The sequence below is a fragment of the Paenibacillus sp. FSL R10-2778 genome, from assembly GCF_038593035.1.
Taxonomy (GTDB): Bacteria; Bacillota; Bacilli; order Paenibacillales; family Paenibacillaceae; genus Paenibacillus_AQ; species Paenibacillus_AQ odorifer.
Map to the genome: position 1 here is coordinate 1,738,730 of NZ_CP151956.1, position 14,476 is coordinate 1,753,205.

A 14,476-nucleotide genomic window follows, 5' to 3' on the forward strand; every position below is an offset into this window, starting at 1 on the left:
GATAACTTTACTTGTATTATAGGAGACATTCAAGTTGAATGATTAATATACTAGTAATCAAGGAGATGAAAGATTCAATGACTAATCCAGCTACTAAAAAATCAAAAGTGATCTTATTTCAGGGTGACTCCATTACGGATGGGAATCGGGGTCGTGATGAAGACCCGAATCATATTCTTGGACATAGCTATGCGTATATCATCGGTGGCAAGCTAGGGAATGAGCGGGCAGAAGAGAATCTGGTATTCTATAACCGCGGAGTGAGTGGAGATCGAATCTCCGATTTATATGCACGCTGGAATGAAGATGCAATTAGCTTGCAGCCTGACATCATTAGTATATTGATTGGGGTTAACGATATTTGGAGAATGATGAAAGGGGAACCAAGTGGAGTTACGGACCGTTTTGAACGCGCTTACCGTCACGTACTTGAAGAAACACGTGAAGTTCTGCCACATACGAAGCTGGTTTTATGTGAGCCTTTTATTTTAAATACCGGAGCTCCAGCTGAACAGTGGGCAGAATGGGAAGCGAAGATTACACATTATCAGGGAGTGGTTAAGCAGCTGTCTGAGCAATTTGATACGGTCTATGTACCTTTACAGGATGCTTTCAATGCAGCTGTGGAGAGAGCAGAAGCAGCCTACTGGCTGTGGGATGGCGTTCATCCGACGACTGCCGGGCATGATCTGATTGCTGGGGAATGGCTGAAGGTCGTCTTGGAAAGTGGTCTTTTAAACAACTAAGTTATAAAGTTATTATCTCTCTTTATCTATGCACCTGCTGATCACTCAGCGGGCGCATAGATAAGAGATACATGGTAATTATTTAAGAAATCGGTCCATTCCTCAGAAGGCTTCTGATCTGTAACAATATAATCCACTCTATCAAAGCTGAACAACTTAATGAACGCAGTCCGGTCAAATTTGGAGTGATCTACGAGCAGAACCACTTTATTTGCCTGCTGCTGCATAAGCACCTTCAGTTCACTTTCTTCTTCATTTGAATCACTTAGCCCGCCTGTCATGGACAATGCTTTACAGCTGAATATAGCTACATCCACATTATATTTTCGAATCGTCTGTGAAGCGGTATTTCCAACAAAGGAGCTGGTCTCGGGGCCTAAAATTCCACCTGTGGAAATCAGCTTTTGACCGGAGTGTTGAAATTCGGATAATACCACCAGAGAGTTCGTAATAATTGTCAGATTGTTTTTCTCCTCAATAATTCTACGCAAGGCTTCAAACACCGTTGAGCTCGTATCCGTCACCAAGCTGTCTCCATCATTGATTAATTGCAGTACATTATCGGCTATGATTCGCTTTGCTTCAATATTGACCTGATGTCTGCTGATGTAGGAAGGATCTTCATTGGTATGGGCGTTGAGAATGGCTCCACCATAATTTTTTTTGGCAAGACCTTCTTTGTCCAGTTTATCTAGATCCCGCCGAATGGTCTCTTCCGAGACGTTGAATTTTTGCGCTAGCTCTGCGACATGGACCTTCTTCTGTCTGTAAAGCTCTTTAATAATTAGATCCCGTCGTTCAAATGCTTTCATTCGTTCACTCACCTTTATATATAAATCGTCTGCTTTCTAGTGTACTACATTGTTGTTTAAATCTAAAAATAATTACATATTCACATAAAACCACAATATATAATAATAATATCACATAAAACCACACTTTTGTTTAGAATATATGTTGTTTTGTGTTGACTAAAGCGCTTGCAGATTTTATGATGAAGGAGAAATAGATCTATTAACGATGACTCTAAGATGATCTTGAGGAGGAACGGCATTGATAGAAAACTATCCGAAAATTGGTATCCGCCCAACCATTGATGGCAGAAGAAGAGGCGTTCGTGAATCACTGGAAGAGCAAACGATGGGCATGGCTCAGCGGGTGGCTAAGTTTATTGAAGCGAATTTAAGGTATCCGAATGGGAGTCCTGTAGAGTGCATCATCGCCGATTCTACGATCGGTGGAGTTAAAGAAGCTGCTGCTGCGGCTCAGAAATTCTCCGGGGCTAACGTAGGGGTGTCGATCACCGTGACGCCTTGCTGGTGTTATGGCTCAGAGACAATGGATATGGATACATCTATTCCGCATGCCGTGTGGGGATTTAACGGAACGGAACGGCCGGGTGCTGTGTATCTAGCTGCTGTTCTCTCGGCGTATGCTCAAAAGGGAATTCCTGCGTTTGGTATCTATGGTGAAGATGTTCAAGAGTCTAGCAGTGAAGAGATTCCAGCGGATGTGCAGTCTAAATTGCTGCAGTTTGCTAGAGCAGGCTTAGCAGTTGCTCAAATGAAGGGGAAATCATATTTATCTATGGGTTCTGTTTCGATGGGGATTGCGGGTTCCATTGTGAATGAACAGTTTTTCCAAGAGTATCTGGGCATGCGCAATGAATATATAGATATGTCTGAATATGTCCGGCGCTTTGAAGAAGAGATTTATGATAAAGAGGAATTTAAGCGTGCGCTAGCGTGGACTAAAGAAAACTGCCAAGTTGGCGCCGATAATAATCCGCCGCATCTGCAAATCAGTGCAGAAGAGAAAGAGAAGCAGTGGGAGACCTGTGTGAAAATGACATTGATCGCCCGCGACCTGATGATCGGCAATCCGGTTCTCGCTGAGCTTGGTTTTGAGGAGGAAGCTAACGGCCACAATGCGATTGTTGGCGGTTTCCAAGGCCAGAGACAATGGACGGACCATTTCCCTAACGGCGATTTCATGGAGACGATGTTGAATTCTTCTTTTGACTGGAACGGCAAACGTGCACCTTATCTCGTAGCGACAGAGAATGACAGCTTGAATGGGGTAACGATGCTGTTCAATTATTTGCTTACGAATACAGCACAAATCTTTGCGGATGTCCGAACCTTCTGGAGTCCCGATGCTGTGAAGCGAGTGACGGGTCATCAATTGGAAGGAGAAGCAGCTCACGGAATACTGCATCTGATCAACTCTGGTTCGGCAGCGCTTGATGGTACAGGTGAGCAAAGGATAGAGGGTAAGCCTGCAATCAAACCTTTTTGGGAGATTACAGACGAAGAGGCTGAGGCTTGTCTAAGCAATACACAATTCCGGCCAGCTTCTCAAGAATATTTCCGGGGAGGCGGCTTCTCTACCGATTATTTAACTCAAGGCGGAATGCCGGTTACTATGGCTCGTTTGAACCTGGTGAAGGGGCTTGGACCTGTTCTTCAGCTTGTTGAAGGTTACACCGTAGAGCTGCCTGAAGAGGTTCATCATACTTTGGATCAAAGAACAGATCCGACATGGCCGACGACCTGGTTCGCTCCTAAGCTAACTAACAGTGGTTCATTCCAATCGGTATATGATGTCATGAATAATTGGGGCGCGAATCATGGGGCGATCAGTTATGGCCATATCGGGGCGGATCTGATTACGCTGGCGTCGATTTTACGCATTCCAGTAAGCATGCATAACGTTGAGGAATCACGTATTTTCAGACCACGGGTGTGGTCGTTATTTGGGACGGAGAATCTGGAAGGAGCAGATTACAGAGCCTGTCAGAATTTCGGACCGCTATATTAAAATCTTCTTGTGGAGCAGGTGTGCTTGAAATGGGTGATACGATTAAGCTTCTGGCTATGGATCTTGGCGCCAGTTCCGGAAGAGTGATGTTGGGATTGTATGACGGTAACACCCTTCGCATAGAAGAAATTCATCGGTTTGCTAATACGCCGGTGTATGTTGGCGGGCATTTGTATTGGGATATTTTGAAGCTCTTCCACGAAATGAAAAAAGGAATCCAGAGAGCTTATAGGGCGCATGGAAAATTGAGGTCTCTAAGCGTGGATACGTGGGGAGTCGATTACGGTTTTATTGATAAAAGAGGGATGTTGCTCTATTCCCCCCATCATTATAGGGATAGGAGAATGGGAAGCCATCGTCTAGGGTTGGAGGCGCTGCTTCCACCAAGGGAGCAATTTAGCATTACAGGTATTCAACCGAGCTTGATTAATACGGTTTATCAGCTGTTTGCTGATTTTCAGGATAACGATTCTCTGCTAGAGGTTGCAGATACTATTTTAATGATGCCAGACCTGTTCCACTATTTATTCTCTGGTATCGCGGCAGCAGAAAGCACGATTTGGAGTACAAGTGGCTTAATGGACGCTGTATCTGGTGAAGTCTCCACTGAAGTATTCAGCAGGCTTAATATCCCGGTTGGTATAGTGCCACAACGGGTTCAAGCGGGAACGGTTATTGGTTCTATCCTTCCGGTAATTCAAGAGGAGCTTAGCGTAGGTTCAATGGAGGTAATTGCGGGTGCTTCTCATGATACGGCTTCAGCAGTAGCTTCTATTCCTTATTCTCTAAAGGAAGATGCAGCATTTATTAGCTGTGGTACATGGTCGTTAGTGGGCATGGAGACGCCTAAAGCTGTCATTACAGAGAAAAGCTATGAATACGGATTCACAAATGAGCAGTGTTACGGCCAATCTAATCGTTTGCTCAAAAATATAACGGGACTATGGATTTTGCAGGAGCTGCAAAGGAATTGGGCAGAAGCGGGAAAATACGTCAGCCAAGGCCAAATGGTTGAGCTAGCCGAAACCATAAATCATGCTCCAGCAATTATTAATCCGAATGACGAGCTGTTCAGTATACCCGGTGTGATGACCCATCGGATTAGAGAATATTGCGAACGAACAGGCCAGCAAGCCCCTTATACGAAAGCTGAGATTATACGCGTCATACTTGAGAGCTTAGCAGAGTCCTATCGCCATACGATTGACGAAATGGAAGAGATCACCGGCAAAAAAATCAATATCATTCATATGGTCGGTGGTGGGATTCAGAATGAACTGCTCTGTCAGCTTACCGCTAATATTACGGGGAGAAAAGTTGTAGCAGGGCCTGTGGAAGCCGGTGCAATTGGCAATATAATTATTCAACTGGCTGCCCTAGGGGAACTGGAAATCTCCGGGGGCAAGCAGGTAGTGGAAAGATCTTTTGCCTTTAAGACATATCAGCCTTCTTTGGTGAAGGTTTGTGAAAAATAGGATACGAGGAGAGAAACCCTATGGATACCTTAGAACAAAAATTACGTTTGCAGATTTGTGATATCGGGAGAAACCTGTTTAATAAAGATTTTATCGCGGCTAATGATGGGAATATTTCTGCTCGCTTATCAGAGAATGTAATTCTGACTACCCCCAGAGCGGTGAGTAAGGGATATTTAGAGCCTCATATGCTTGTAAAAGTGAATCTGCAAGGTGAAGTCCTTGAAGCAGCTGAAGGCTACAGACCCTCAACGGAAGCAAAAATGCATCTAAGAATTTATAATGAGCTGCCAGAGATGAAGGGTGTGGTCCATGCACATCCCCCGTATGCTACTGCATTTGCCATAAAAGGTGAGGCGCTCGACAAGATGATGATGCCAGAGTCGGTGATTATGATCGGAGATATTCCGTTGGCGGAATATGGAACACCATCGACGGAAGAAATTCCAGATTCACTGATGCCTTTCCTGGGCAAAAAAACTGCGGTTCTGCTAGAGAATCACGGAGCCCTTACTTGGGGAGAAGATGTTATGGAAGCATATCTGAATATGGAGCGGCTTGAGTATACCGCCAAGCTCACCTTCATTACCCGGATGATTGGCGGGGAGAGAGAATTGCCACAGCATCGGATTGATGAGCTGGTAGCGTTGCGATCATTTTATGGGAAGTAAAGAGGTGCCTTATGTTAAAAGGAATTCCTAAGCTGCTGTCTCCGGAGCTGGTACGCATTCTGATGGAGATGGGTCATGGGGATGAGCTTGTATTGGCTGATGCGAATTATCCCGGACATTCGTTGAATCCGAGGGTACTGAGATATGATGGCATCGGTATTCCTGAACTGCTGGATGCCATCTTAGAGTTGTTACCTCTGGATCATTACGCAGAGCAACAGGTGGCTTTTATGGCAGTGGTTGCAGGAGATCCAACTGTGCCGGTCATTTGGACCACATACGAGACAATCATCGCCAAACATGATGCTGAAGCCACGATTAAACATGAGGAACGTTTTGATTTCTATAACCGTTCTAAGCAAAGTTATGCAGTTATAGTTACTGGTGAAGAAGCGTTGTATGGGAACGTTATTCTTAAAAAAGGCGTTATTAAAAGTTAAAATAACGGAAACGAAGCCGCTAACCGCTTGGGTGACCAAGGAGTTAGCGGCTTTTTATGCTGCAAGGATAAGTATTTATAACCGGATTACTCGGTACTCATATGCACCAAGGGAGAGGGGGCCGCAGGCCACGGATTTGCCTGAGAGAACATCATGTCCGTCCCGCGGGAGTGTGAGACTTCCCCCGTGTCCATCCATATTTACAAGGGTCCAGACTTCGGCAGCCTGGTCATCGCTTCTAGGGCAGACAAGGGTTCCCTTAGTGACATCACTGCGTAGGGTAACACCAGCACGTTCTGCATAATGATCAATGAGTTTACATAACATTAGGTTGCCTTCTTCACCGGCAGGCATTGAACCCAGCATAACAATAGTGCCTTGTCCGTAAGGCTGCTCCGTCAGGAAGGACAACCCCGGCGTCACCCCCTCCGTAATCATTCCGATACTGGTAACGGACTCTGAAACGGGTTCAAAAACAGAACTCCACAAGGACAAGGGAGCAGATACCCCAAAAGCGTGTCCAATCGTGCCTGTTGATTCCAGCGGATAGGTAAACTTAGTTTTGACGCCTGCTAACCGCTCCAATTCCCCAAGTCCGGCATTCGTGTGAAGGGTATGCTCCTTCGTTCGTCCTCCGGTAAGAGGACCGACAATCCAAATCCCGCCAGCTGCTGTGAAGGCCAGGGCACTTTGCACATACTCGGGGGACAAATAATGTACGAACGGAGTGAATAACAGCTTGTATCCGGTTAAGTCTCCGCCTTCGGGCAGCAGATCCCTGTGAATGCCCATATGAAGAACTCTTTTGTAGAAATCGCCCAGCAGACTACGATAATTTAGCTTCCGATGAGGTTCAGTTGCGAGATAAGCTTTGGTTCTGTCCGAATAGGTAATCGCAACATCTGCCCGAAGGGGCCGGGTGGAGAGCATAATTTGTTCAATTTCCCGCCGTGCTTGATTGGCCTCCAGCACATTAACGTACCCTAGAGCTGGTTCTCCCCAGGCACTAAGGATCGAGCTATGCGTTTGTTCACTTCCGGAAGTATGCTGGCGCCAGAGCCAATAGCAAAATGCACCTGCACCCAGCGCATAGGCGGCAACTGCTTCTGCTTTCAGATATCCATTCGGATGGGGCACACCAAAACTGACTAGAGATGCGGCAAACGAGGGTCCGGTCTCCATTATCCAGAAATCTTTTCCCGGCTTGAAATTTCGCCACAGATCACAGTTAAGCAGATAAGCATGCATATTTTCCTGTGAGGCATAGGTGTCGTAGGCAGCAAAGTCGAGATTTTGAAATAGCCGCTCATTATCTAGATGAAAAGCGACACTGCTGTTGTGGGTAATTGGCGCAGTGGAGTGGCGGCGGATAATATCAGCCTGCTCATCGGCGAATTCAGCGATCTTTTCCATTGAAAATAAGCGGTACATCGTCCGCAGGGATGAATTGTGGAGGAAAGGTGCGGGTCCTGGCTGTGGCACCTGATCAAAACGTTGATAAGTTTGGCTCCAGACGGCTGTTCCCCATGCCTCATTCAACCTCTCAATGGAGCTGTAGCGCTGCTGCAACCAGATATGCCATAAGTCTTTACAGATCTCACACATACACTCCGCCACATGCGCTTTGAATTCGTTATCGAGCTGCCAGGCGGTTAACCCCGGAAGTGCTCCGATCTCCTTGGCAATATGCTCCGTAATGATGGCAGCCCGCTTACGAAAATAAGGATTGTTGGTACAAATATGCTGCCGTGCTCCATGTCCCATTACCGTTCCGCTTTCATCCACATAACAGCGCTCAGGATGTCCATGAGTAAGCCAGATGGGGGGTGTAGGTGTCGGCGTACACATTACTGTGTCAATTCCGTTTCTATGTAACCTTTCGATATATTTCACGACGGGACCGATATCAATCTTATCTTCTTCTGGCTCCAAAGCAGACCAAATGAATTCTCCGATTCGTACGATATTAATCCCCGTTTCTTTCATTAGAAGGATGTCCTGCTCAAGCACCTCTTCACTCCATAGCTCGGGATACCAAGCAGCACCGTAGTATAGCTTGTTCTTCAATTCAGTTCCTCCTTTAAGGCAAACATTTGCTGGAAATCATCACTTGGAATCATAGGTGCTTAATGTCTTACGGACAATAGTAAACTTTTGCGCGGTTTGGACTTTTTAGATAAAATGGGATTTTTAGCTTATATAGAGCGTTCAAAAAAGTCCGATTGCTGGAAAAAATCACTAGCAGCATAATAGGAGTCGCAGTAAGGGTGATTGCAGTAATCCATGGCTACAGTAATCGCGAGCTGTACATGACAAATGGAGGTGAACAGGATGAAGCACGTAACAGTTCCGGGAACTTCAGAACAACAGCCAAAGCCGCAGACCTATCGAAATATCCGGGTAAGAAGATGGAAACGTTTTAAACGTGATAAATGGTTATATATTCTGCTGCTCCCTGGAGTCCTTTATTTTCTTGTTTTCAAATATGTTCCGATGTGGGGCGTGCTGCTGGCTTTTAAGAATTACCAGCCGTTTCTTGGTTTTCAGAAAAGTGAATGGGTAGGTTTTGAGCATTTTCGTGTTTTTTTCCAGAATCCTGATTTCTTTATGCTGCTGCGCAATACGTTATTGTTATCGTTTTATAATTTGATTTTCTTTTTTCCGGCGCCGATTATTCTGGCACTGCTTCTAAACGAAATACGGCTTTCCTTCTATAAAAAGACGATACAAACGATGATTTATGTTCCGCACTTTATATCCATGGTCATTGTGGCCAGTATGAGCTATGTATTTCTAACTACGGAAGGCGGGACTGTAAATGAGTTTTTGTATACGTTTACAGGCAGGAAAATAGACTTTCTAGCTAATCCTGACTGGTTCCGTCCATTGATTATTCTCCAGACGATCTGGAAGGAGTGCGGCTGGGGGACGATTATATTCCTGGCAGCGCTGGCCGGTGTAGATGTGGAGCAATATGAGGCTGCGGTAGTAGATGGTGCGAACCGGTGGCGGCAGATTTGGCATATTACGTTGCCTGCTATCCGCAGTACAATCGTTATTTTACTTATTCTTCGGATGGGAACGATTTTGGATAACGGTTTTGAACAAATTTATTTAATGATGAATGCTCTTAATCGTGAAGTAGGTGAGGTGTTCGATACCTATGTATACGCGCTGGGAATTACCCAGGGAGCTTTTAGTTACAGCACGGCTGTTGGATTATTTAAATCAATAATCGGTGTGACGCTTGTGCTCGGGACGAATTGGATCGCCAAAAAATTTGGTGAATCTGGACTTTATTGAGAAGGGAGAAGCTTGCTGTGGCCAAACAATACAAGAGTACGGTTGGAACTGCATTTGATATATTCAATTATATATTTTTAGGGATTATCGGAATCGTAGCGATTCTCCCTTTCCTCTTTGTGGTTTCGGGCTCCTTCGCTACGGATGCGGAAATTACTAAACGTGCCGTATTCCTGATCCCGACCACGATTTCATTTGACGCCTACCGATTTATCTTTTCAACAGATACGATTATGCGCAGTATAGGGGTTTCTATTTATGTTACGGTAATCGGAACTGTCGTTAATTTATTCTTCACGGTAACTATGGCTTATCCGATGGCAAAACGATATCTGATGGGCCGTAATTTGGTACTCAACCTTGTTATTTTTACGATGCTGTTCGGTGGAGGAATGATTCCAACCTATCTCGTCATTCGGGAGCTGCATTTGCTGGATACGCTCAATTCTCTTATTTTACCGGGAGCAATTAGCGCCTTTAACCTGATTATTGTCAAAAACTTTTTTCAGGAGCTGCCTATAGAAATGGAAGAAGCGGCGCGTATTGATGGTTGTTCTGAGCTGGGCTTGTTGTGGAAGATAGTCCTTCCTTTATCCAAACCGGTTCTCGCTACATTTACGTTGTTCTATGCTGTGGGACATTGGAACAATTTCTTCTCGGCACTGCTCTATATTACGGATCCGACAAAATGGCCTTTGCAGGTGATGCTGCGACAGATCGTAATGTTATCCCAATCTGCGGCTGGCGATATGAGTTCTATGGATCCAAGCTTTGTGCAGCCACCGGAGCAGTCGATTAAAATGGCGGTTATTGTAGTAGGTACTCTACCAATTTTATGTGTGTACCCATTTCTGCAAAAACATTTCGCTAAAGGGGTGATGCTGGGTTCTGTTAAAGGATAACAAACTTAACTTATTCCAATTTGGAGGTATAATAATGGAAGCTAATCGTTCGGTAAAAAAGAAGCGCTGGTTGTTACTTTTACTTGTGGCTATGATGGTTACAACTGTTGTTGCAGGTTGCTCAGGTAATGAATCTGCAGGTTCTAACAGCAAAAGTGAGGGGAGTAGTAATACTGGAGAAGAGAAAAGCGAGTCCCCGCTGGATCTGACCCTCATGCTGCCGATATTCAAAACAAATTATCCGAAGGATGGCAGTCCGGTTGCTGCTGAACTTGAGAAGCAGACCAATACAAAAATCCACTTTGAGTGGGTCCCGAATGCATCTTATGCAGATAAATTTAATATTACGCTAGCTTCTGGGAAGCTGCCGACCATTATCTACGTGGGGGATGTTAAGGCTTCTAGTTTTGTGAACGCTGCCAAATCGGGTGCATTCTGGGAAGTAGGGCCTTACCTTAAGGATTATCCGAATTTAAGCCAAGCGAACCCGGTTATTCTGAAAAACTCGGCCATTGATGGGAAGAATTACGGGATCTATCGGGGGCGTGTACTCGGCCGTAACGGTATGGTTTTCCGCAAGGATTGGTTAGAGAAGGTGGGGCTGCAAACACCGCAGACGGTAGATGATTTCTACAATATGCTGAAAGCGTTCAAGGAAAAAGATCCAGACGGCAATGGTAAAGAGGATACGTATGGCATGGTGCTTGTCAAATGGAGCGGCCAGTGGGCCAGCGGTTTTGATACCATTAAGTTATGGTTTGGAACACCGAATAAATGGGGCGTGCAAGATGGCAAGCTGGTGCCTGAGCATGAATATCCAGAATATTTGGAAGCGCTTAAGTTCATGAAGAAGCTGTATGATGAGAAATTGATCAACTCCGACTTTGCTGTAATGGACAGTGCCAAATGGACAGATCCGATCGTGAACAATAAGGCAGGAGTAATCGTCGATGTGGTCGATACAGGCGCCCGGGTGGATGATAAAATTCACGCTGCGCTAGAAAAAGAAGGCAAAGACGAACCGGATAAACATTATGTAGATGTAAGCGGGGGCGTAACAGGTACGGATGGCAAGCTACACACATTGCCGACCTCTGGTTTCTCGGGCATGCTGGCTATTCCAAAATCATCTGTGAAGAGCGAAGAAGAACTGAAACGGGTACTGGCTTTTCTAGATCAAATCAATAATCCGGAATTACAAACGATGTTAGGTTTTGGTTTGGAAGGTACTCACTACACTATGGTGGATGGTTTTATTGAACGCTCCAAAGACACTGTACTTGTGGAGTCAGAAGTGGAAGGTCTAAACCAAATATTGGCCTATATTCCTGAGGATAAGTCCAAGACTGTAGCACAAACGCCGCTGCGTCTTAAACAAACTGAAGTTCAAAAGGCAAATGAAGCTTCGATCGTGGTTAATCCGGCAGAGGCCTTTATTTCCACAGTATATTCGCAAAAGGGTGCTCAACTCGACAATGTAATTAATGATGCACGCATAAAGTATATTGTAGGACAAATTGATGAAGCTGAATTGAAATCCGCATTTGACGTATGGAGAAAAACAGGTGGAGATGATTTAGTAAAGGAAATGAACGAATTATACGCTAAGGCTGACCAATAGATCCTTCCTGGTGCTTTTATCCGGCTGGAAAGGATCTGAGGAGCAAAACGAATGTGGTTCGATTGCACTTCAAATTTATCCGATTCGGCTGGTGAGAGCATAGTGATGAGAAATGTGGCGAAATGGAAGCGTTATACAAAAGGCTGGTCAGGCTGTAAAGGCCGGTATTATCGGAAAAACCTGATCATTATGCTGGTGGTGTCATCCATTCCGGGGTTTATTATTGGTGCGCTTGTCTACTGGATGGCAGGGGGACGCCTGGAGAGCGAGCTGCTGCAGATGCATAACAGGCAGATTGAACAGCGGGCGGCTAATATTGATGATCAGCTGTCCAATCTGGAGCTGATGCTGGCACATTGGGCTTTTGATCCCAAGTTTGATTACAGCTTGAATGGCCTTGATTTTATTCAGGATCATGAGCGGGCGTGGGATATTACGAAGACACTCGTAGTGATGCAGGGCTCAAACACGATGACGAGTAACGTTGAACTCTATCTATCAGGAGATCATCCATTACTATTTAATCCCGAATATGGCACGATTGACTCCAGCGCGATATCTGGTCAATATGACAGATTAATTGCAACTGAACAAAGCACCTATTGGACGCAGTGGGCATTCGATCCCAATAAACCAAATATCAAAGAATTAACGCTTGTCCATCATATTCCGGGCGGAAGCTTGAAGCCCTTCGGGGCTCTTTTGCTCCGCATGGATACGGAGAAAGTAGCTGCGATGTTACGAACTATGACACCTTATAATAGCGGCGAGACATTTTTGCTGCAGACGACGGGGGATTTGTACGTATCTGCTGGAGACAGTGCCGAGGATTCTCCCTTACTTACCGCATTGCATAATGAGATTGTGGAACGGGGCGCGAACCATGAGTCAAATCTTGAGTCCTCTTTTCTCTTCGACTGGGGTAAGGCTACATATGCAGTGACTTATGGTGAGTTTTCCCGACTCTCCGCAGACTGGCTCTATGTGTCCGCTTCACCGATAACCAGCATAACTTCACCTGTCGTCTTCATTTCAAGACTGATATTTTTAGTTAGCTTTAGTGCTTTGCTGCTGGCGGCGATTCTGTCTTGGTTTGCTTCCCGTAAAATCTATTCACCGATAGGACGGTTGCTGCAGACTTTGTTGCCTGACCAAGCGGCGGCTGCGAGTAGGGAGGATGAGTTCATTCTGATTGAACGGCATTGGCAGAACTTGCACGGGGAGAGCCATGCCCTGAAGTACACTCTTTCCGAGCAGCTTCCACATGTGAAAGAAAGCTTTCTGCATCAGCTGTTTCAGGGGTATTTATATTCCTATTCTGAGCAGGATCTGCAAAGCCGGATGCGGCGCTTTAAGTGGGAAGTAGAGGATTGTCATTATATTATTCTTTATATTCAGCTTACAGGCATCTCCAGCCAGGAGGGGAAATTCCGCAACGGTGATGAAAGTCTTGTATCATTCGCCGCCGTCAATATTATCGGAGAACTGTCTGCCGAGCACTTCAACCAGGCTGATATTATCAATTTCCATGATCTCACGGCAGGATTACTTCTTATCGAACCCGTTGCGAATCCATCGCTGGAAGCGGTGCAAGCCTTTAGCGAAGAACTGACAGGAACGATTAATCGCATGTTAAAAATGAGGGTAACAGTGGCGTTTAGTGCACCGGTTGGAAGGATATCCGGTATTCCGCTAGCGTTCGAGGCTGCGAAGCAAGCCGCTAGTTATCGCCAGTTTGGTGGTGAGAACCAGATTATTAATATGGAGCTACTGGATCGTGAGGGACAAAGTACGCCAGAACCGCAATATTCGTTCACTTTGGAGCGCGGAATGATTCAGGCCCTGCGAACAGGAGAAGCGGAAGAGGCTTACCGGCTGTTGGAGGAATTTCTGGAGGCACTGTGTGCCAATGGGGCAAAAGTGATTGATGTGCAGCAGGGTATGCTTCATTTGTTAGGCAGTATTCAGCACGCCATTATGGTCTCAGGCATTCATCCAAACCAGCTGTTCAAAGGGGCTAATCTGTACGCGGCACTGTCGCAAATTCATGAGCCGAAGCTTATCCTTGCCTGGTTTCAGGAAAAGGTAGTCGCACCGTATCTGACGGAGCTGAGTGAGCGTTCTGATGCCGGAATCAAACGGACGATTGAGCATGCCATGATGTATATCAATGAGCATTATATGGATAATATTTCGCTGGATGGATGTGCGGATTATACAGGAATCAGCCCATTTTTACTGAGTAAATCATTCAAACGGGTCACCGGGAAAAATTTCATCGATTATCTGACCGAATTACGGCTTGATAAAGCCAAGGAGCTGCTGCGTGATACCTCGCTGCGAATTAACGATGTAGCTGAACAGGTGGGTTATCAACATAGCTATTTTAACCGGATTTTTAAGAAACAAGAGGGAATAACCCCAAGCCGCTATAGAGAGCTAAGCCATAATAATGAAGCTCTTTAAAAGTAAAGAGGACGTGCGGCGAAGAACGTATG

At 45.4% G+C, this 14,476-nt stretch carries 11 protein-coding genes; 9 read left to right on the forward strand and 2 right to left on the reverse strand.

Features of this window, described 5'->3' with window-relative positions:
• The first annotated feature begins 38 nt into the window (after positions 1–38).
• Complete coding sequence (locus tag NST40_RS07585; RefSeq protein ID WP_076220130.1) at positions 39–746, forward strand: SGNH/GDSL hydrolase family protein; 708 nt, start codon at positions 39–41, stop codon at positions 744–746.
• 41 nt (positions 747–787) lie between these two features.
• On the opposite strand, the gene NST40_RS07590 is transcribed toward NST40_RS07585, so the two are convergent.
• On the reverse strand, positions 788–1,558 hold the full coding sequence (locus NST40_RS07590) for a DeoR/GlpR family DNA-binding transcription regulator (RefSeq protein ID WP_076130709.1): 771 nt from the start codon (positions 1,556–1,558) through the stop codon (positions 788–790).
• A 241-nt stretch (positions 1,559–1,799) separates the two neighbouring features.
• Between NST40_RS07590 and NST40_RS07595 the strand changes: the two genes are divergently transcribed.
• From NST40_RS07595 to fucU, 4 genes are read left to right on the forward strand one after another with little or no spacing between them, the layout of a single operon-like run.
• Entirely contained in the window at positions 1,800–3,566 is a 1,767-nt protein-coding gene (locus NST40_RS07595) for an L-fucose isomerase (RefSeq protein ID WP_076277111.1), read from the forward strand.
• Between the two features lie 29 nt (positions 3,567–3,595).
• On the forward strand, positions 3,596–5,041 hold the full coding sequence (locus NST40_RS07600) for a rhamnulokinase family protein (protein WP_342410564.1): 1,446 nt from the start codon (positions 3,596–3,598) through the stop codon (positions 5,039–5,041).
• A 20-nt stretch (positions 5,042–5,061) separates the two neighbouring features.
• A complete protein-coding gene (locus tag NST40_RS07605; RefSeq protein WP_038569477.1) occupies positions 5,062–5,712 on the forward strand; it encodes a class II aldolase/adducin family protein in 651 nt (216 codons plus the stop codon).
• 11 nt (positions 5,713–5,723) lie between these two features.
• On the forward strand, positions 5,724–6,152 hold the full coding sequence (gene fucU / locus NST40_RS07610) for an L-fucose mutarotase (protein WP_076277110.1): 429 nt from the start codon (positions 5,724–5,726) through the stop codon (positions 6,150–6,152).
• 75 nt (positions 6,153–6,227) lie between these two features.
• On the opposite strand, the gene NST40_RS07615 is transcribed toward fucU, so the two are convergent.
• Positions 6,228–8,219 (reverse strand): beta-galactosidase, encoded by a 1,992-nt coding sequence (locus NST40_RS07615; protein ID WP_342410565.1) that lies wholly within the window; start codon positions 8,217–8,219, stop codon positions 6,228–6,230.
• A gap of 264 nt (positions 8,220–8,483) precedes the next feature.
• On the opposite strand from NST40_RS07615, the gene NST40_RS07620 reads away from it, so the two are divergent.
• The 4 genes from NST40_RS07620 to NST40_RS07635 are packed head-to-tail and all read left to right on the forward strand — an operon-like array spanning position 8,484 to position 14,444.
• A complete protein-coding gene (locus NST40_RS07620; RefSeq protein WP_076142502.1) occupies positions 8,484–9,455 on the forward strand; it encodes a sugar ABC transporter permease in 972 nt (323 codons plus the stop codon).
• Positions 9,456–9,472: 17 nt separating this feature from the next.
• On the forward strand, positions 9,473–10,357 hold the full coding sequence (locus tag NST40_RS07625) for a carbohydrate ABC transporter permease (protein ID WP_076220262.1): 885 nt from the start codon (positions 9,473–9,475) through the stop codon (positions 10,355–10,357).
• 34 nt (positions 10,358–10,391) lie between these two features.
• Positions 10,392–11,978 carry an extracellular solute-binding protein gene (locus NST40_RS07630; protein WP_076220261.1) on the forward strand — a complete coding sequence of 529 codons (1,587 nt, stop codon included), beginning with the start codon at positions 10,392–10,394 and terminating at the stop codon, positions 11,976–11,978.
• A 51-nt stretch (positions 11,979–12,029) separates the two neighbouring features.
• Entirely contained in the window at positions 12,030–14,444 is a 2,415-nt protein-coding gene (locus tag NST40_RS07635) for a helix-turn-helix domain-containing protein (RefSeq protein ID WP_342410566.1), read from the forward strand.
• Positions 14,445–14,476 lie beyond the last annotated feature (32 nt).

Excerpts from the sequence above, each read along its gene's own strand:
- NST40_RS07585 (WP_076220130.1), top strand. The coding sequence starts at position 39 with ATGATTAATATACTAGTAATCAAGGAGATGAAAGATTCAATGACTAAT.
- NST40_RS07590 (WP_076130709.1), bottom strand. The coding sequence starts at position 1,558 with ATGAAAGCATTTGAACGACGGGATCTAATTATTAAAGAGCTTTACAGA.
- NST40_RS07600 (WP_342410564.1), top strand. The coding sequence starts at position 3,596 with ATGGGTGATACGATTAAGCTTCTGGCTATGGATCTTGGCGCCAGTTCC.
- NST40_RS07605 (WP_038569477.1), top strand. The coding sequence starts at position 5,062 with ATGGATACCTTAGAACAAAAATTACGTTTGCAGATTTGTGATATCGGG.
- fucU (WP_076277110.1), top strand. The coding sequence starts at position 5,724 with ATGTTAAAAGGAATTCCTAAGCTGCTGTCTCCGGAGCTGGTACGCATT.
- NST40_RS07620 (WP_076142502.1), top strand. The coding sequence starts at position 8,484 with ATGAAGCACGTAACAGTTCCGGGAACTTCAGAACAACAGCCAAAGCCG.
- NST40_RS07630 (WP_076220261.1), top strand. The coding sequence starts at position 10,392 with ATGGAAGCTAATCGTTCGGTAAAAAAGAAGCGCTGGTTGTTACTTTTA.
- NST40_RS07635 (WP_342410566.1), top strand. The coding sequence starts at position 12,030 with ATGTGGTTCGATTGCACTTCAAATTTATCCGATTCGGCTGGTGAGAGC.